Source organism: Dactylosporangium sp. NPDC050588 (assembly GCF_040654975.1).
Taxonomy (GTDB): Bacteria; Actinomycetota; Actinomycetes; order Mycobacteriales; family Micromonosporaceae; genus Dactylosporangium; species Dactylosporangium maewongense.
Genome location: NZ_JBFAJA010000080.1, coordinates 1 through 15919, shown reverse-complemented (window position 1 = coordinate 15919; position 15919 = coordinate 1). Strand labels below are relative to the sequence as shown.

Here is a 15919-nt window from a genome sequence, read left to right as displayed (position 1 = left end):
ACGACGCTAACACAACGGAGCGTGACCGGTCGCTCGCTGCGGCGTCGGGTAGGCGACTGCCGGAGTCACCCGCGTACGGGTCGACGATGCGGCGGCAGCTAGGGTCTCGGCATGGACGAGGGGCGATCTCGGAGCCGGTGGGCGGGCGACGCGGTGGCGGTGGCCGGGTATCTTGCCGGTGCGATCGTGCTCTGCGCGCGGCTGCTCGCGCATCCCGGGCAGCGGCTGCCGTACACGCCGGGGGACCGGATCCTCGCCGAGTACTACCTGGCGTGGGCGGCGCGGTGCGTGCGGCACCTGGAGAACCCGTTCCTCCTCGACCGGCTGAACGCGCCGGTGGGCGTCAACGGCATGGCGAACACGACGATGCTCGGGCTGGGGCTGCCGCTGGCGCCGGTGACGATGCTGGTCGGGCCGGGGATCACGTTCGACCTGCTGGTGGTGCTGACGCTCGCCGCGACCGCGGCCGCCTGGTTCTGGCTGCTGTCCCGGCACGTCGTGGACAACAGGGTCGCCGCCTGGGTGGGCGGGCTCGTGGCCGCGTTCGCGCCGAGTGTCGCCAACCACGCCACGTTCCACCCGAACCTCACGGCGCAGTTCCTGGTGCCGGTCATCGTGTGGCGGGTCGTGAAGCTGCGCGACGCGCCGGTGCGGGGCGGGCTGATCCTGGCCGCGCTGGTGGTGTGGCAGGTCTTCATCAACGAGGAGACGCTGTTCATCACGGCGCTCGCCATCGGGGTGTTCGGGCTGCTGTGGCTGGTGCAGCGGCCCCGCGAGGTGCGGGCGCTGAGCGTCCTCGCCGGGCTCGGGGTCACGCTCCTCGCGACGGCGGTCGTGCTCGCGTTCCCGCTGTGGTGGCAGTTCTCGGGCACGGGCGCCTACCGCGGCGGCGAGAAGCAGATGACGGCGTTCCACACGGACCTGCTGGGGTTCACGTCGTTCTCGCGCAACTCGGTGGCCGTGCGGTTCAGCGAGTTCCAGCCGGAGCCCGGGTTCTCCGCCGAGCAGCACGGCTACTTCGGCTGGCCGCTCGTCATCGCGGTCGCCGCCGTCGTGGCGTGGCGGTGGCGGGAGCCGCTCGTGCGGTCGCTCGCCGGCACCGGCGTCCTGTTCGCGGTGCTGTCGCTGGGCAACGAGCTCACGCTGTACCAGCGCGAGATCGGCGTCCCCGGCCCCTATGCCCTGCTGCGGCACCTGCCGCTCTTCGACACCCTGCTCCCGACGCGGCTCGGCGAGGCGGCCACCTGGGCGGTCGCGCCGCTGGTGGCGATCGGCCTCGACCGGCTGCCCGCGCCGGCGGGAATGCGGCTGCTCAAGGCGGGTCTGGTCGCGGCGGTGCTGGTGCCGGCGGCGCCGGTGCCGATCAAGGTGTTCGACCGGCCGGCGGTCCCGGCGTTCATCGCGTCGGGGGAGTGGCGCTCCTTCGTCGGGCCGCAGGAGTCGGTACTGATCGTGCCGCTCGCCACGTTCGAGCACTGGACGGCGATGAGCTGGGCGACCGCGACCGGCACCGAGCTGCGGATGTCGCACGGCTACTTCCTCGGCCCGGCCGGCGGCGTGCAGGGCCGGCACGCGACCGTCGGCGCGCCGGCCCGGCCGACCGACCGGCTGATCAACGCCGCCACCGGCACCCACCAGGTCACCGCCGTCACCGACCTCGACCGGGAGCAGGCCAGGCTCGACCTCGCCTACTGGCGCACGTCGATCGTCCTGGCCCCCGACGGTCCCGCCGCGGCGGCGGAGCGCGGCACCCTCGACGCGCTGCTCGGGCCGGGGCGGCTGACCGGCGGGCTGTGGCTGTGGGACGTCAGGAACCCCTGACCCGGCAGCGTGCGCGGGAAGGGCCGGCCCAGCGGATGGCGTGCGTCATGGTGGTGTCCCCTCGAAAGTCGTCCGACTGAAGGGAATCCTCGCGCCCGCCGGGGCGGGACAGCAGTGCGCCGGCACCAGTGCCGGATGGATGCTGGCACCACATCACAGGGGGATGCTCGCCCGCACCGTCGTCCCCGCGCCGGCCGGGCTGTCGACGGTCAGGGTGCCGTCCAGCAGCGCGATCCGGTCCGCGAGCCCGCGCAGCCCCGAGCCGAGCCCGGCGTCGGCGCCGCCGATCCCGCCGTCGGTGACGGTCACGACCAGCTCCGCGCCGGACACGGCGACGTCGACGCGGGCGGTGCCGGTCCCCGCGTACCGGGCGACGTTCGTGACCGCCTCGCTCACCACGAAGTACGCGGTCGCCTCGACCGCCGGCGGGAACCGGCCGGCCGGCAGCTCGCCGAGGCGCAGCTCGACCGGGCTGCGCCGGGCCATGTCGGCGAGGGCGGCGCCCAGCCCGTACCGGGTGAGGCTCGCCGGATGGATGCCCCTGGCGAGGTCGCGCAGCTCGATCGCGGACTCCTCCAGGGCGGCGATGGCGTCGTCGAGGATCGCCGCGGCCCGCGCCGGCTGGTCGGGCAGGGCGGTGCGGGCCCTGGCGAGGGTCATGCCGAGGCCGACGAGGCGCTGCTGCGCGCCGTCGTGCAGGTCCCGCTCGAGGCGCTGCCGCTCGCCGACCGCCGCCTCGAGCACCCGGCGGCGGGACGCCCTGAGCTCCTCGGCCACCCTGTGCCTGTCGCTGAGGTCGCGGAGGTACCCGCTGAAGACGGCCGGACCGGCGACCGCGACCCGCGTGATGGTCAGCTCGACCGGGAACTCGGTGCCGTCGGCGCGCCGGCCGGTCGTCTCGACGCGCTGGTCGAGCAGGCGCGGCTCGCCCGAGGCGAGAAGCCGGCGCAGCCCCTGCCGGTGCGCCTCGCGCAGCGCGGGCGGCACGATCAGCTCGGCCAGCTCGCGCCCGACGGCCTCGTCGCGGCGGTAGCCGAAGGTCCGGCACGCGGCGGGGTTGAACTCGAGGACCACCCCGTCGGCGTCGGCGATGACGACGCAGTCCAGCGCGGAGTCGAGCACCGCGCGGAGACGGGCCTCGCTGCGGCGTACCGCGTCCGCCGCCCGCGCCCGGTGCAGCGCGTCACCGATGCGGCGGCCCAGGCTCTTCGCGGTCGACACCAGGTCCGGCGGCGGCTCGGCGAGCGTGCTGGTGAAGAACTCGACGATCCCCTCGACGCCTTCCGCGCTCCGCAACGGGAAGCAGAACGCGGCGGACAGGCCCGCCTCGCCGGCGGCGGCCGCCCGGGGGAACGCCGCCTGCCGCCCGAACTCGCGCACCCACGCCGGCTCGCCGCGCTGCCACACCGCGCCCGGGAGCCCTTCGCCGCGGGCGAGCACGAGGTCGCGGGTCGCGGTCTCGAACGCCGCGAACCGGTCCGACGTCGACCACGTCGCCACGCACCGCAGCCCGCCGGGGGTCACCTGCCACATCGCGCCCGCCGACCAGCCGAGGGCCCGGCCGATCGCGTCGAGGACGGGCCGCCCGGCCGGCTCCGGGGTGGCGAGGATGTCGGCGACGGCGTGCTCCAGGCGGAGCAGGAGGGCGAAGTCGACGCTCACGGGTCCTCCGGGGCAGGCGGTAGGTTACGGACCCATGAGTATCCGGGTCGTGGTGGCGGATGACAGTCTCCTGGTCAGGGAGGGCGTCAAGGCACTGCTCAGTGACCAGGCCGACCTGTCGGTGATCGGACTCGCCGCCGATCACGGGGAGCTTTTGTCCACTGTGGAGCGGTTGGCGCCCGATGTCGTGGTCACCGACATCTGCATGCCGCCGACCAACACCGACGAGGGCGTCCGGGCCGCGATCGCGCTGCGGGGCAGCCATCCGGCGATCGGCGTGGTGGTGCTCAGCCAGTACGACGACCCCGCGCACTCGACCGCGCTGCTGCAGGACGGGGTGGCCGGCCGGGCGTACCTGCTGAAGGAGCGCCTGGCGCAGCCCGGCCAGCTCGCCGACGCGGTCCGGGCGGTCGCCGGCGGCGGCTCCGTCATCGACCCGCGGATCGTGGAGACGATGCTCACCGCCCGCGCCCGCCCGGCCGGCAGCGCGCTGCGCCACCTGACCGCCCGGGAGCGGCAGGTGCTGGCGGAGATGGCCACCGGCGCCAACAACTCCACGATCGCGGAGCGCCTGTTCGTCACGGTCCGCGCCGTCGAGCGCCACATCAACTCGATCTTCGCCAAGCTCGGCCTCGTCGAGGAGGGCGAGACCCACCGCCGGGTCGGCGCCGTGCTGCTCTACCTGGCCGACCGCGACTGACGCGTGCCTTGTGGTGCGTGCACCACAGGCGTTCGTGGTGCGGCCGTCGTCGCCCGCCGGGTGGGGGGCGGGCAGGCTGGGCGGGTGGACGAGGACCTGAGCGAGCTCCTGCCGCGCGGGCTGCACCGCGTGGAGGACGCGGCCGGCGTGCACCTGACCGGCGTGCGGGACGGGTTCCGGGTCGACATCCGCCACACCGGCGGCGCCATGGTCACCCGGGTCGCGGCGGCCGTGCCGGAGCTGCAGGCCCTCGGCAACGCGGCCGGCACGCTCATCCCCGACGCGGGCGCGCCGCCGGCGGCCGTCGCCGCGCTGTGCCGGGCCGGGTCGTCATGGCGCGGCGTGCGCGTCAGCGGCGGCCCCGGCGGGCTCGTCGCGGTCCGAAGGTCCGGGCTGTCCGGGTACCCGCACGACCTGCGCCTGCTGGAGACCCTCGCCGCCGCGCTCGGCGGCACGCCGGCCTAGAGCCCGCCGTTCGGAGCGCCTGCTCAAAGGCGCTGTTCAGGGGCGCTGTTCAGGGGCGCTGTTCAGGGGCGCTGTTCAGGGGCGCTGTTCAGAGGCGCTGTTCCAGGACCTGGCCGGGCCAGTCGACGCCGGTGGCGAGGCGGACCGTGAAGGTCTCGGTCGGGGTGAAGCCCTGCCGGCGGTACCAGCCGACCAGCGCCTGGTCGTCACCCGCGTAGCAGTCGACCCGCAGCAGCCCGATCCCGCGCCGCACGGCGAGCACCCGGGCGTGGTCCAGCAGCGTCCCGCCCAGCCCGCGGCCCTGCCGCGCGCGGTCGGTGACGAGGAGGTTCACGTACAGCTCGGGCTCGTAGACGACCGGGATGTGCTCCGGCGCCTCGCCGACCACGATCGCGCCCACCGCGGTGCCGTCGATCTCGGCGACGTGCAGGTGCCCCTGCGGGACCCACCGCATCATGGCGGTCAGCCGGCGCGGGTTGGTCGAGTGCGGCTCGGTGCCCCACTGCCCGGTGCGGCCCAGCCCGACGAGCCAGCGGGTCGCGCCGTCCATCAGCCCCAGGACGGGCTTGACGTCGGCAAGGGTGCCCGGCCGGACGTACGCCTCCTCGTCCCGCAGCGAAAGCTCCAGCTCCACCTCGTCGCGCAGCGGGATGCCGAAGTCGCCGGCCTCGGCGATCTGCGGCTTGCGGCGGCGGGCGCGCTGCACGGCGCCGGGGTGCACGGCCCGGACCCGCAGTCCCCGCCGCTGGTAGAACCGCAGCGCGTCCAGGTTGTCGCTGGTGGTGATGAGCCACAGCCGGCTGCATCCGGCGTCGGCCGCGACCGCCCGCGCGGCGTCCAGCAACGCCGTCCCGATCCCGGCATGTGGACGGACGGCGTTGAGCGTGACGATTTCGAGGCCCGTCGCCGCGACCTCATAGGTGAGAAGGCCCACCCGTTCGCCCGTTGCGCTTTCGGCCACGAGCCCTGGCAGCCGGTCGGCGTCGCGACCGTTTTCTCCCGTGATGACGTGGACCGCACCGTATGCATTGGTGAGCAATTCTTGCAACCAGGACAGGTCGCCCTCGGCGACCGCTCGGACCAGCACCTGCGTACCCTATCCGGGAAATTGAATTTGGCGGATGCTGGCAAATTCGCGACACTCCGAGAAGTGTTCCGTTGGGCCATGATGACGGTGGGCATCACCGGGGAGGGGCGGACCTTGGACGGACTCACGCGGGCACGCACGCCCGGCTGGGTCGTCGGCGTCCTCGCCCTGGTCCTCGCGATGCTGTTCGGGGCCACCGTCGGCTCGCCGGCGTCCCACGCCGGGATCGTCCATCAGCTCCTCACGTCCAGCCCCGTCCCGTTCGCCGTCGGTCACCATCACCACGAGCCGTCGTCGGACCGCGATGACGACGACGAGCGGCAGCCCCTCATGCTGCACGCCGAAGGCGAGCAGGTGGACACCCCCGAGGTCGCGGCCCACCACGCCGCGCAGCTCACCACGGGTGTCATCGCGCAGCTCATGCCGGCCTCCGGTGTCGAGCCGTCCGCGGGCGCCCGCACGGGCCACGCGCCCGCCCGCGCCGCGCTGCAGGTCTGGCGCACGTAAGCCGAACTCCCACCCTCGTCGTTGTTGTCACCTCGACACGGTTGGAGTGATGTCATGTCCGCACCAGCGGACGCTATTCGCAAGCGTTCGGTCATCGTGACCGGCGCCTCGAGAGGGCTCGGCGCGGCCCTGTTCCACGCGCTGCAAGCCGACGGTGCCAGGGTCCTCGGCCTGGCCCGCACCTTCCCCTCGGAGCACCAGGTGCTCGCCGCTCGGCATCCGGCGTCGGTACGGCTGCGCGCCACCGACCTCGCCGAGGCCGTCAGCCTCCCGACGGAGGCGGAGCTGGCCGCGTTCGTCGGCGGGACCGCACCCGAGGACGAGGTCGTCCTGCTGCACAACGCCGCGACGGTCGAGCCCATCGGCCTGGTCGGCGAGCTGGCGCCCGAGGACGTGTTCGCCGCGGTCCAGGTCAACCTGGTCGCGCCGATCCTGCTCACGAACACCTTCCTGTCCACCTTCGCCCGCGACCCGGGTCCCCGCCTGCGGATCGTCTACGTCGCCTCCTCCGCGGCGCACCGCAGCTACCCGGGCTGGGCGACGTACTGCGCCACCAAGGCGGGCGCGGAGGCGTTCATGCGCTGCGTCAGCGAGGCGGCGAGCCGCTCCTGCACGGTGGAGATCGTCGACCCCGGGGCCATCGAGACGCAGATGCAGCGGACCCTCCGCGAGCGCGGCACGGGCCTGCCCGGCCACGCCCGCCTCGTCGAACGCCACCGGGTCGGCGACATCGCCGACCCGGCGACCGTCGCCAAGCAGCTCGTCGCCCGCCACTTCCCACCGTTGGTGGCGATGGCGGCGTCCTGACCGCAGGCCGTCGAGGGCCGGTCGGCGACGACCACCGACCGGCCCACCTCGAATCCCGTCGGGCGACCCGCCGGCGACGACCGCCGTGTGTGGCGGACCGGTCGCTTGGGTACCGTGTCGCCATGCCGGACAGCCCGCCTCCAGTGATCGTCGTGATGGGTGTCGCCGGGACCGGCAAGACCACCGTCGGGGCGCTGCTCGCCGGGAGGCTCGGCTGGCGGTATGCGGAGGCCGACGACTTCCACCCGCCGGCCAACGTCGCCAAGATGGCGGCGGGGCAGCCGCTCACCGACGAGGACCGCGCGCCGTGGCTCGCGGCGATCGGCCGCTGGATCGACGAGCACGCCGCCGCGGGCACCCCCGGGGTCGTGTCGTGCTCGGGACTGCGCCGGGCGTACCGCGACCAGCTGCGCGACGGCCGCCCGCAGGTGCGGCTGGTGTTCCTCGAAGGCTCCCGCGAGCTGATCACCCGCCGGCTCGCGGCCCGCCACGGTCACTTCATGCGCGTGGAGATGCTCGACAGCCAGTTCGCCGCCCTGGAGCCGCCGCAGCCCGGCGAGGACATCCTGGCGGTGTCGATCGACGCCACCCCCGAGCAGATCGTCGACGAGATCGTGCGGGGGACCCGCCCGCGGTGAGGCCGGCGCCCCGGTCCTGCGATCAGGGGGTGAGGACGCCGGCGGCCGTGGCCGCGGCGACCCAGGTGTCCCACTCGTCGGCCATCGCCTCGGCGAACTGCAGGTCGCTGCACGTCAGCAGGTCGAGCGCCTCGGTCGAGTACTTCGTGTCCACGTTGTCCAGCAGGCGCTTGGAGTCGTCGAGGTCGTCGAGGGTCTGGAAGTACTCGACGGGCTTGACGGCGAGCAGCTTCAGGAAGACCGGGTAGCGCGCCAGCTCGCACACCACCTTGGTCGTCGCGCGCCTGCTGTCCGGGCTGCCGTCGGCGACGACGATGCAGAAGATCGGCGCCGTCGTCCGCTCCGCCTCGGCGAGGACCACGGCGAGCGCGTCGGCGAGGTTGGTCGTGCCCATCCAGCCCTGGTTGATCTCGCGGTCGACGACGCCGCTGTAGTTGTCGACGGTCACGTCGACCGTCGGCAGGACCTTCGTGTCGAACGGGACGACCGGCACGGTGCCGTCGATGTCGATCTGCAGTGCGAAGCCGAGGGCCCGCTCGACCAGGGTCTGCACCGCACCGGACTTGTAGTCGGGGCGCATCGAGCCGGAGTGGTCGAGCACGAGCATCGCCTGGGCGCGGATGCCGCCGAGCCCGCGCCTGCTGAGCGCCAGGCCGGCCTTGTCGGCGCGTTTGGCGAGGTCGACGTGGCCCGACTCGCGCACCTTGGCGAGGTTGACCGCGGGCGCCCCCGACGGCTCCTTGACGAGCTGCACGGCCCGCGCCGCGGTCAGCTGCGTTCTCCCGGCCATGCCGCCACCCCCTGTACGTCAAGTAAAGGACAACGGTAACTCCTGCGCGTGTGTCGACATTCGTACACCCGGGCGAAGGACTGAATTGAATGTGGAACACCATTCACGGACACTCACAGGAGTGAATTCGTAAGGGCGGCTGAGCGCTTCTTATCCGACACCGGCCCGGTCGGCAAGTCCTGTTTCGCGCGGACGGCGCCATTGTTTGCTTCTCCTCGGCAACCGCCGACCGTCGCAGGAGGAGCACGTGAAACTCGCGTCATTACTCAGCCTGGTGCTGACCGCAGGGGCGGTGACCGTCCTCGCGACGGCAACCGCCGCGCAGGCCGCTCCGGGTGTCACCCCGCCCAGTGTCAGCCTGACGCTGGCACCCGGCCAGTCGGCCGACATCGCCAAGCACGTCGAGACCGCGCCGGTCCCGCCGAAGCCCGACATCGTCTTCCTGGCCGACACGACCGGCAGCATGACCGGGCCGATCGCCGACGTGCGCGCGAACGCCGCGTCGGTCATGGGGCAGATCGCGGCCGCGCAGCCGCAGGCCCGGTTCGGCGTCGCGGAGTACAAGGACTTCGAGGACTCCGCGCCGTTCACGGTCCGCCAGGACGTCACCGCCGACCAGGCGGCGGTGCAGGCAGGCATCGGCCAGTGGGTCGCCGGTGGCGGCGGCGACCTGCCCGAGGACGGCATCAACGCGCTGTTCCAGCTCGCGAACGGCGCCGTGCACTTCCGCGACGGCGGCACCCGCATCGTCGTGATGTTCGGCGACGCGCCGTCGCACGACCCGAGCCTCGGCCACAGCCTCGCCGACACCGTCGCCGCGCTCAACGCCGCCCAGATCCGGGTCGTCGCCGTCGACGTCGGCGCGATGAACACCGGCGGCCAGGCCGAGGCGATCACGTCCGGCACCGGCGGCGTGTACCTGCCGGACGTGCCCGCCGACCAGGTCAGCGCCGCCATCCTCGCCGGCGTCCGGGCGATCCAGGTCAAGGTCACCCCGGTGGTCTTCGACTGCGCCGCCGACCTGTCGGTGACGTTCGACCCGGCCGCGAAGACCGTCGACAGCGGGGCCACCGCCGACTTCACCGAGCACGTCACGGTCGCCGGAGGTGCCGCGCCCGGCACGTACACCTGCAAGGTCGACTTCCAGGTGGACGGGGTCAGCCAGGGCGCCGCCTTCGTCCAGACGCTGTCGGTCACCGTCCTGACCATGTCGATCAACGACGTCGTCGTCGACGAGAACGCGGGCACCGCGACCTTCACCGTCTCGCTCTCCGGCCCGCCGGCGTCCCCGGTCAGCGCGAGCTACGCGACGGCCGACGGCACCGCCACCGCCGGCGCCGACTACACCGCGGGCGGCGGCACGGTCACGTTCGCACCGGGGCAGACCAGCCGGCCGGTCACCGTGCCGATCGTCAACGACGCCGTCGACGAGCTCGACGAGACCTTCACCGTCAACCTGTCCGCGGCCACCGGCGCCACGATCGCCGACGGCACCGGCGTCGGCACCATCGTCGACGCCGACCGCAACGGCACCTTCTCCTGCACGGCGCAGGTCCTGCGGGTCGGCCCGCTGTCCTCGCCGGCGGCGAACCCGGCCGACGTGCCGTGCGCGGACGACAGCAAGGTCCTCGCCCAGCTCACCCTCGACTCCGGCCTGATCAAGGTGGAGACGAAGACCCTGGACGCGACCACGGCGCTCACCCCCGACAACCTCGACACCGCACCCGCGGCCGGCGACAACGGCACGGCCAAGGCCACCGTCGAGTCGGTGAGGATCACCATCGGCGGCCTCGCCCCGACGACGATCGAGCTCGGGCTCATCCAGGCCACCGCGAAGGCGACCTGCGCGTCCGGCCCGGGCGGCCTCGCGCCGGTCCTCAGCGGGTCGTCGAGCATCGCCTACCTGAAGATCAACGGCATCGCGGTCACGGTCGGCAGCGCACCGCTCACCGTGCCGCTGGTGGTCGGCTCGCTCAAGCTCAACGCGACCACGACCACCCCGACCAGCGTCACCCAGCAGGCCGTCGTCCTCGACACGCTGCTGACGGACGTGGTCATCAGCGAGGCGCGCGCCGACGTCCACGGCAGCGCCGCCCACCCGACCGGCAACCCCTGCCGCGTCTGACCGTCACCGCGGTGCGGCCCGCCCCTCCGTCCGGGGGCGGGCCGCTCTTGGCGGCGTCTGCGGCAGGTGTACGACCAGCGTCACGTCACACGGCGCCGCCTTCGGGAACATTCCCGGGGACGGCGTTGTTGACCATGACTTGTGACCGAGATTCCGCTTTCCGTCCTTGACGTCGCGCCCCGCGCCGCGAACGCGTCCGCCGGCGATGCCCTGCGCAACACGACGGAGCTGGCCAGACGCGTCGAGGCGCTCGGATACCGCAGGTTCTGGGTCGCGGAGCACCACAACATGCCCGCGATCGCGAGCTCCACGCCCGCGGTGCTGCTGGCGCACCTGGCCGCCGCGACGTCCACGATCCGCGTCGGATCCGGCGGCGTGATGCTGCCCAACCACGCGCCGCTCGTCGTCGCCGAGCAGTTCGGCACCCTCGAGGCGCTGCACCCGGGCCGCATCGACCTCGGCATCGGCCGGGCGCCCGGCACCGACCAGCACACGGCGCTCGCGCTGCGCCGCACCATGGAAGGGCTGTCCGCGGAGCACTTCCCGGAGGAGCTGCAGGACCTCATCGCCTACTTCACCGGCGCCGACGCCGGGCAGCGCATCCTCGCCTCACCCGGGCGCGGCGACAAGCCCGACGTGTGGCTGCTCGGCTCCAGCGGCTTCAGCGCCCAGCTCGCCGGCCTGCTCGGCCTGCCGTTCTCGTTCGCGCACCACTTCTCCAGCGCCAACACGCTGCCCGCGCTGAGGCTCTACCGCGACAGCTTCCGGCCGTCGCAGTGGCTCGACGCCCCCTACGCGATGGTCGCCGTCAGCGCCGTCTGCGCCCCGACCGACGAGGAGGCCGAGTTCCTCGCCGGGCCGAGCCAGCTGTCGTTCCTGCGGCTGCGCTCCGGCCGGCCCGAGGCGATGGCGACACCCGAGGAGGCGGCGGCCTACCCGTACAGCGACCGCGAACGCGAATTCGTGCTGGAGCGGCGTGAGGGTCAGGCCCTCGGCTCGCCGGACACCGTCCGCGCGCAGCTGACCGGGCTGCTGGACCGCACCCAGGCCGACGAGCTGATGCTGACCTGCATGGTGTACGACGTCGAGGCCCGCGCCCGCTCGTTCGCGCTGATCCGCGAGCACGTCGCGGCGCACCTGACCCGCTAATGGGTCCGGGCCGCCATGCGGCGGGTCAGTTCGGCGGCCCGTCGCAGCTGCACGGACCTCGCCGTGCGCACGACGTACCGGCGCAGCAACGACGGCGAGTCGACCGTGATCGTCTCCGTGACCTCGGTCCCGGCCCCGGACGGCGCCAGCGTGACCGCCGCCCGCAGCCGGACCCGGCCGGGCGAGACGACGTCGCTGACCACCGCCGGTGCCGCCGGGTCGAGGGTCATCGTCACGCGGATCCGGTTCGTCCAGAAGCGGAACCGTTCGAGGGCCACGTAGCCGACCTGGTCGCCGTCGGTGCGCACGTCGCGGACGGCCACGACGAGCGGCGACAGGCCCACGTAGGAGTGCGGGTCCGCCAGGTGCTCGAAGACGCGGGCGGGCGGGGCGGCCACGAGGAACGTGTGCGCGAAGGCATCGACGGACATGGGCTCAGACGGTAGCGTGGCCGATCTACCGTCGGTTGGCCTTTCCCGGCGGTTGGTCGGATGGCGGTCGCCCCGATCATCGGCGAGGATGGCGGACGATCTTGCGCGTCGTGCGCAGGCGGCCGGCTGACATCGGCGGCCCGTTCGGCGGTTCTCCGAGGCGAGGTGAGGCAACGTTGAATAAGACCTGGGTTCGGCTGCGACCGGTGGTCGAGAGCGATCTGGGGATGTTCCGCCGGTTCGTGACGGAGCCGGGGCTGGCGGGCCCGGCCTGGTCCGGCTACCGCGAGCCGACCGGGCCGGCCCGGCGCTTCGCCGAGGACGGCTTCCTCGGCGAGCACGACGGCCGGCTGATGGTCGAGGCCGACGAGACCGCCGCCGGCTACGTCAGCTGGGAGGCGACCGGCACCGGCTGGTCGCGGTACTGGAGCATCGGGATCATCCTGCTGCCGGAGTGGCGCGGCCGCGGCGTCGGCTGGCGCGCGCAGACGCTGCTGTGCGACTACCTCTTCGCCAACAGCGCGGCGCCGCGGATCGAGGCCCGCACGCAGCCGGAGAACATCCCGGAGCAGAAGGCGCTGGAGAAGGTCGGGTTCCTCAGCGAGGGCATCCTGCGCTCCGCGGAGTTCCGCGACGGCGCCTGGCGCGACGTCCTCGTCTACGGGAAGCTCCGTGGAGACCGATAAGCGTTCGCTGTTCGTGTACGAGGTGTACGTCGGCGAACGGCTGCGCCATCTGGTGTCACCGCTCGAGCCCGACGATGCCGCGGAGTACGGGCTGTCGCCGGAGGCGGTCGTCGGGCTCCTGGCCGTCGGCGTCGACGGTCCCGCCGCGATGCAGCCCGACCACTTCGAGGAGAACCCGACGTTCGTGCGCTTCCTGCACGAGATGATCGCCGACGACATCTTCGTGGTGCCCGGCATCCGCGAGCAGGCGTCGGCGGTCGGCGGGCACGGCTGGGTGGACCTGCTGGACGCCCGTACCCCCGAGCCCTCGGGCGACGTCCCCGCGTGCGACGTCATCGGCAGCGTGGAGGTGCGCGACGGCGCGCTGGTGCCGATGTCCTACCGGCCGAACGACCACCACCGGCTGCTCACCGAGCACGGCTTCTTCCAGTTGCCGGAGGAGCTGGAGATGTCGCTGCTGAAGCGCCTGCACGCTACTATGTGCTGATCGTCGTCAATTGGGCACGCAACGTGCTCTTCGCCGCGCTCGTCGTCCTCGCGCTCGCCTGTGAGGGTGGCGGGGGTCCTGCCGGCCCGGCCCCGTCGTCCGGCTCCATGGCCATGGCCGCCCTCGGTGACTCGCTCACCACCGCGTTCGCGTCGTGCCTCGCGCCCTCGCCGTGCCCGCGCAACTCGTGGTCGACCGGCGACGGCACCCGCGTCGACAGCCACTACCGGCGGCTGGCCAAGAACCACCCCGGCCTCCGCGGCACCAACGCCGCAGTCGGCAGCGCCCGCGCCGACGCCCTCGCCGGGCAGGCCCGCACCGCGGTCGGCGCGAAGGCCGACTACGTCACGGTCCTCATCGGCGCCAACGACGCCTGCCGCCCCGGCCTCGGCGACATGACACCCGTCGACACGTTCCGCAAGCAGGTCGACGACGCGCTCGCCGTGCTCAAGCAGGGCCTGCCGCAGGCGCGCGTCCTGGTCGTCAGCATCCCCGACATCAACCGGCTCTGGGAGATCGGGCACACCAGCCAGGTCGCGGTGAAGGCCTGGTCGTTCGGGATCTGCCAGGCGCTGCTCGCCGCGCCCACCTCCACCGCACCCGCGGACGTGGCGCGGCGCAAGGCGTTCGGGGCGCGGGTCGACGCGTACAACACCCAGCTCGCCGCTGCCTGCAAGGCCTACGGACCCCGCTGCCGGGACGACGGCGGGGCGGCGCACCGGGTCGCGTTCACCCTCGACATGGTGGTCGCGCAGGACTTCTTCCACCCCAACTCCGCGGGGCAGAACGCGCTGGCGAAGGCGACCTGGCTCGGCCCGCCGGACTGGTGAGGTCCGACCCCCTGTGCGTTCGTCGCGCGGACGCTACGCTCACTCAACGGCCCGCCGCGACGTTGCGGCGGCAGGTGGGAGGCGACGGTATGTCCGCGGACCCTACGGTGTGGCGGGTGAAAGGCATGCCGCTGGCCCACGCCACCGGGCACGGCCCGCTCGACGGCCTGCGGGTCGCGGTCAAGGACCTCTTCGAGGTCACCGGCTTCGCCGTCGGCGGCGGCAACCCCACCTGGCTCGCGTCCGCCCTGCCCGCCGCCGAGGACGCCCCCGCCGTCGCCCGGCTGCGCACCGCGGGCGCCACCATCCAGGGCATCGCGCACACCGACGAGCTCGCCTACTCCCTCTCGGGCACGAACGTCCACTATGGTGCCCCGCCCAACCCTTCGGCACCCGGCCTCGTCACGGGCGGCTCCTCCAGCGGCCCCGCGTCGGCGGTCGCGACGGGCCACGCCGACATCGGCCTCGGCACCGACACGGGCGGCTCCATCCGTGTCCCCGCGTCCTGCTGCGGCCTCTTCGGCCTGCGCCCCACCCACGGCGTCGTGCCCACCGGCGGGGTCCTGCCGCTCGCGCCGTCGTTCGACACCGTCGGCTGGATCACCGCCACCGCCTCCCACCTGGCCCTCGTCGGCTCCGTCCTGCTGCCGCCCGGGCCGTCGGCGCCGCCGTCGCGGCTGCTCGCCGTCGGCGAGGTCCCCGGCCTGACGGGGGACTCCCTCTTCGGCCTGCCGGTCTCGCCCGTCACACTGTCCACCTGGGACGATCCCGACCCGCTGCTGCTGGCCTTCCGCCGCGTGCAGGCCGCCGAGGCGTGGCGGGCGCACGGCGAGTGGATCACCGCGCATCCGCGGGCGCTCGCCGTCGACGTCGAGGACCGGTTCCGCTTCGGCGCGTCCGTCACCGCCGCCGAGGAGGCCGAGGCCCGGTCGTTCCTCGCCGGGCTGCGGGCCGAGCTGCTCGACCTGCTGGCCGACCGCGACGCCTGGCTCGTCCTGCCGGCCGGCGGCCCCGGCCACCCCCGCGACCTGAGCCCCTCCGCCCGCGACGCGTGGCGCCGCGACACGCTGCGGTGCGCGGTCCCCGCCAGCGCGTATGGCCTGCCCAGCGTCTCCGTGCCGACCTCCTCGACGCCGCCGGCCGGGGTCGCCGTCATCGCGCCGCCCGGGCACGACCTGGGCCTGCTCGCCCTGGCGGCACGCCCCCTGGTCTGAGCTCCGCGGGTGCGTCCCGTGCAACCTCGGCACCCCCTCCCGACGTCTGTGTCGTGACACCGGCGCCTTGCCGGGATTGATGAAGACCGATCTCACCGTCGGCTTCGTGGTTGCCGACAGGGGGCACGATGGCTGAGTCACCCCTCACCGCCCCCGGAGCCGCGATGACCGACGACCCGGCCGTCGAGACCGGCGCCCACAGTGGACATGCCACCACCGCCGGTCCTGCCCGCGGAGTGCTGCCTGCCGCACCGGCCTCGACGCTGCCGCTGTCGTCTCGTGCGGCCGCTGCCGTCCCGGGGCGGCGCCGGTGGCCGCTGCTCGGCGGCGCGGCCGCTGTGTCCCGCGTGGGCACCGCCTCTTGGCCGCGGCGGTGGCTGCTGCTCGGCGGCGGCGCGGGCGCTGTGTTCCGCGCTGGCACCGCTTCTTGGCCGCGGCGGTGGCTGCTGCTCGGCGGCGGCGCGGGCGCTGTGTTCCGCGCTGGCACCGCTTCTTGGCCGCGGCGGTGGCTGCTGCTCGG

The 15919-nt window shown here is 73.7% G+C and carries 16 protein-coding genes and 1 pseudogene; 13 read left to right on the top strand and 4 right to left on the bottom strand.

Annotated features, from left to right (window positions below; translation table 11 throughout):
• The first annotated feature begins 111 nt into the window (after positions 1 to 111).
• Positions 112 to 1821: a glycosyl transferase gene (locus AB0I21_RS42640; RefSeq protein ID WP_360569366.1), complete on the top strand. Its 1710-nt coding sequence runs from the start codon at positions 112 to 114 to the stop codon at positions 1819 to 1821.
• Between the two features lie 153 nt (positions 1822 to 1974).
• On the opposite strand, the gene AB0I21_RS42635 is transcribed toward AB0I21_RS42640, so the two are convergent.
• Positions 1975 to 3483 carry a PAS domain S-box protein gene (locus AB0I21_RS42635; RefSeq protein WP_360569365.1) on the bottom strand — a complete coding sequence of 503 codons (1509 nt, stop codon included), beginning with the start codon at positions 3481 to 3483 and terminating at the stop codon, positions 1975 to 1977.
• A gap of 34 nt (positions 3484 to 3517) precedes the next feature.
• Here AB0I21_RS42635 and AB0I21_RS42630 point away from each other — a divergent pair, with 34 nt between their 5' ends.
• Positions 3518 to 4183, top strand: coding sequence for a response regulator transcription factor (locus AB0I21_RS42630; protein ID WP_344502732.1), 666 nt, complete (start codon positions 3518 to 3520; stop codon positions 4181 to 4183).
• 84 nt (positions 4184 to 4267) lie between these two features.
• Complete coding sequence (locus tag AB0I21_RS42625; protein WP_360569364.1) at positions 4268 to 4648, top strand: hypothetical protein; 381 nt, start codon at positions 4268 to 4270, stop codon at positions 4646 to 4648.
• Positions 4649 to 4736: 88 nt separating this feature from the next.
• Here AB0I21_RS42625 and AB0I21_RS42620 read toward each other — a convergent pair whose 3' ends face one another.
• Positions 4737 to 5735, bottom strand: coding sequence for a GNAT family N-acetyltransferase (locus tag AB0I21_RS42620; protein ID WP_360569363.1), 999 nt, complete (start codon positions 5733 to 5735; stop codon positions 4737 to 4739).
• 63 nt (positions 5736 to 5798) lie between these two features.
• On the opposite strand from AB0I21_RS42620, the gene AB0I21_RS42615 reads away from it, so the two are divergent.
• The 3 genes from AB0I21_RS42615 (at position 5799) to AB0I21_RS42605 (ending at position 7687) form a co-directional block, all read left to right on the top strand.
• On the top strand, positions 5799 to 6242 hold the full coding sequence (locus AB0I21_RS42615) for a hypothetical protein (protein WP_360569362.1): 444 nt from the start codon (positions 5799 to 5801) through the stop codon (positions 6240 to 6242).
• A gap of 54 nt (positions 6243 to 6296) precedes the next feature.
• Positions 6297 to 7049: an SDR family NAD(P)-dependent oxidoreductase gene (locus AB0I21_RS42610; RefSeq protein ID WP_360569361.1), complete on the top strand. Its 753-nt coding sequence runs from the start codon at positions 6297 to 6299 to the stop codon at positions 7047 to 7049.
• A gap of 122 nt (positions 7050 to 7171) precedes the next feature.
• Positions 7172 to 7687 carry a gluconokinase gene (locus tag AB0I21_RS42605; RefSeq protein WP_354892982.1) on the top strand — a complete coding sequence of 172 codons (516 nt, stop codon included), beginning with the start codon at positions 7172 to 7174 and terminating at the stop codon, positions 7685 to 7687.
• 22 nt (positions 7688 to 7709) lie between these two features.
• On the opposite strand, the gene AB0I21_RS42600 is transcribed toward AB0I21_RS42605, so the two are convergent.
• A complete protein-coding gene (locus tag AB0I21_RS42600; RefSeq protein WP_360569360.1) occupies positions 7710 to 8477 on the bottom strand; it encodes a VWA domain-containing protein in 768 nt (255 codons plus the stop codon).
• Between the two features lie 247 nt (positions 8478 to 8724).
• Here AB0I21_RS42600 and AB0I21_RS42595 point away from each other — a divergent pair, with 247 nt between their 5' ends.
• Positions 8725 to 10602 (top strand): Calx-beta domain-containing protein, encoded by a 1878-nt coding sequence (locus AB0I21_RS42595; protein ID WP_360569359.1) that lies wholly within the window; start codon positions 8725 to 8727, stop codon positions 10600 to 10602.
• Between the two features lie 141 nt (positions 10603 to 10743).
• Positions 10744 to 11751: an LLM class flavin-dependent oxidoreductase gene (locus AB0I21_RS42590; protein ID WP_360569358.1), complete on the top strand. Its 1008-nt coding sequence runs from the start codon at positions 10744 to 10746 to the stop codon at positions 11749 to 11751.
• Here the strand turns inward: AB0I21_RS42590 and AB0I21_RS42585 are convergent.
• Positions 11748 to 12182, bottom strand: a complete 435-nt coding sequence (locus AB0I21_RS42585) for an SRPBCC family protein (RefSeq protein WP_360569357.1) — start codon at positions 12180 to 12182, stop codon at positions 11748 to 11750. The genes AB0I21_RS42590 and AB0I21_RS42585 overlap by 4 nt on opposite strands.
• 206 nt (positions 12183 to 12388) lie before the next feature.
• Between AB0I21_RS42585 and AB0I21_RS42580 the strand changes: the two genes are divergently transcribed.
• From AB0I21_RS42580 to AB0I21_RS42560, 5 genes and pseudogenes are all read left to right on the top strand, one after another.
• The gene (locus tag AB0I21_RS42580) at positions 12389 to 12868 is read left to right on the top strand and encodes a GNAT family N-acetyltransferase (protein WP_344502722.1); all 480 of its coding nucleotides are present in this window, start codon (positions 12389 to 12391) and stop codon (positions 12866 to 12868) included.
• A complete protein-coding gene (locus AB0I21_RS42575) occupies positions 12855 to 13355 on the top strand; it encodes a hypothetical protein (protein ID WP_360569356.1) in 501 nt (166 codons plus the stop codon). The genes AB0I21_RS42580 and AB0I21_RS42575 overlap by 14 nt, the downstream gene beginning before the upstream one ends.
• Complete coding sequence (locus tag AB0I21_RS42570; protein WP_360569355.1) at positions 13349 to 14185, top strand: GDSL-type esterase/lipase family protein; 837 nt, start codon at positions 13349 to 13351, stop codon at positions 14183 to 14185. Before AB0I21_RS42575 ends, AB0I21_RS42570 begins: the two co-directional genes overlap by 7 nt.
• A 125-nt stretch (positions 14186 to 14310) precedes the next feature.
• Positions 14311 to 15399, top strand: coding sequence for an amidase family protein (locus AB0I21_RS42565; RefSeq protein WP_360569418.1), 1089 nt, complete (start codon positions 14311 to 14313; stop codon positions 15397 to 15399).
• Positions 15400 to 15527: 128 nt separating this feature from the next.
• Positions 15528 to 15919: pseudogene (locus tag AB0I21_RS42560) on the top strand (hypothetical protein); the annotation flags it as partial.

What these genes read in the sequence shown, in the direction of transcription:
- AB0I21_RS42585 (WP_360569357.1), bottom strand. Translation starts at nt 12,182, where the DNA reads ATGTCCGTCGATGCCTTCGCGCACACGTTCCTCGTGGCCGCCCCGCCC.
- AB0I21_RS42565 (WP_360569418.1), top strand. Translation starts at nt 14,311, where the DNA reads ATGCCGCTGGCCCACGCCACCGGGCACGGCCCGCTCGACGGCCTGCGG.
- AB0I21_RS42610 (WP_360569361.1), top strand. Translation starts at nt 6,297, where the DNA reads ATGTCCGCACCAGCGGACGCTATTCGCAAGCGTTCGGTCATCGTGACC.
- AB0I21_RS42600 (WP_360569360.1), bottom strand. Translation starts at nt 8,477, where the DNA reads ATGGCCGGGAGAACGCAGCTGACCGCGGCGCGGGCCGTGCAGCTCGTC.
- AB0I21_RS42605 (WP_354892982.1), top strand. Translation starts at nt 7,172, where the DNA reads ATGCCGGACAGCCCGCCTCCAGTGATCGTCGTGATGGGTGTCGCCGGG.
- AB0I21_RS42630 (WP_344502732.1), top strand. Translation starts at nt 3,518, where the DNA reads ATGAGTATCCGGGTCGTGGTGGCGGATGACAGTCTCCTGGTCAGGGAG.
- AB0I21_RS42640 (WP_360569366.1), top strand. Translation starts at nt 112, where the DNA reads ATGGACGAGGGGCGATCTCGGAGCCGGTGGGCGGGCGACGCGGTGGCG.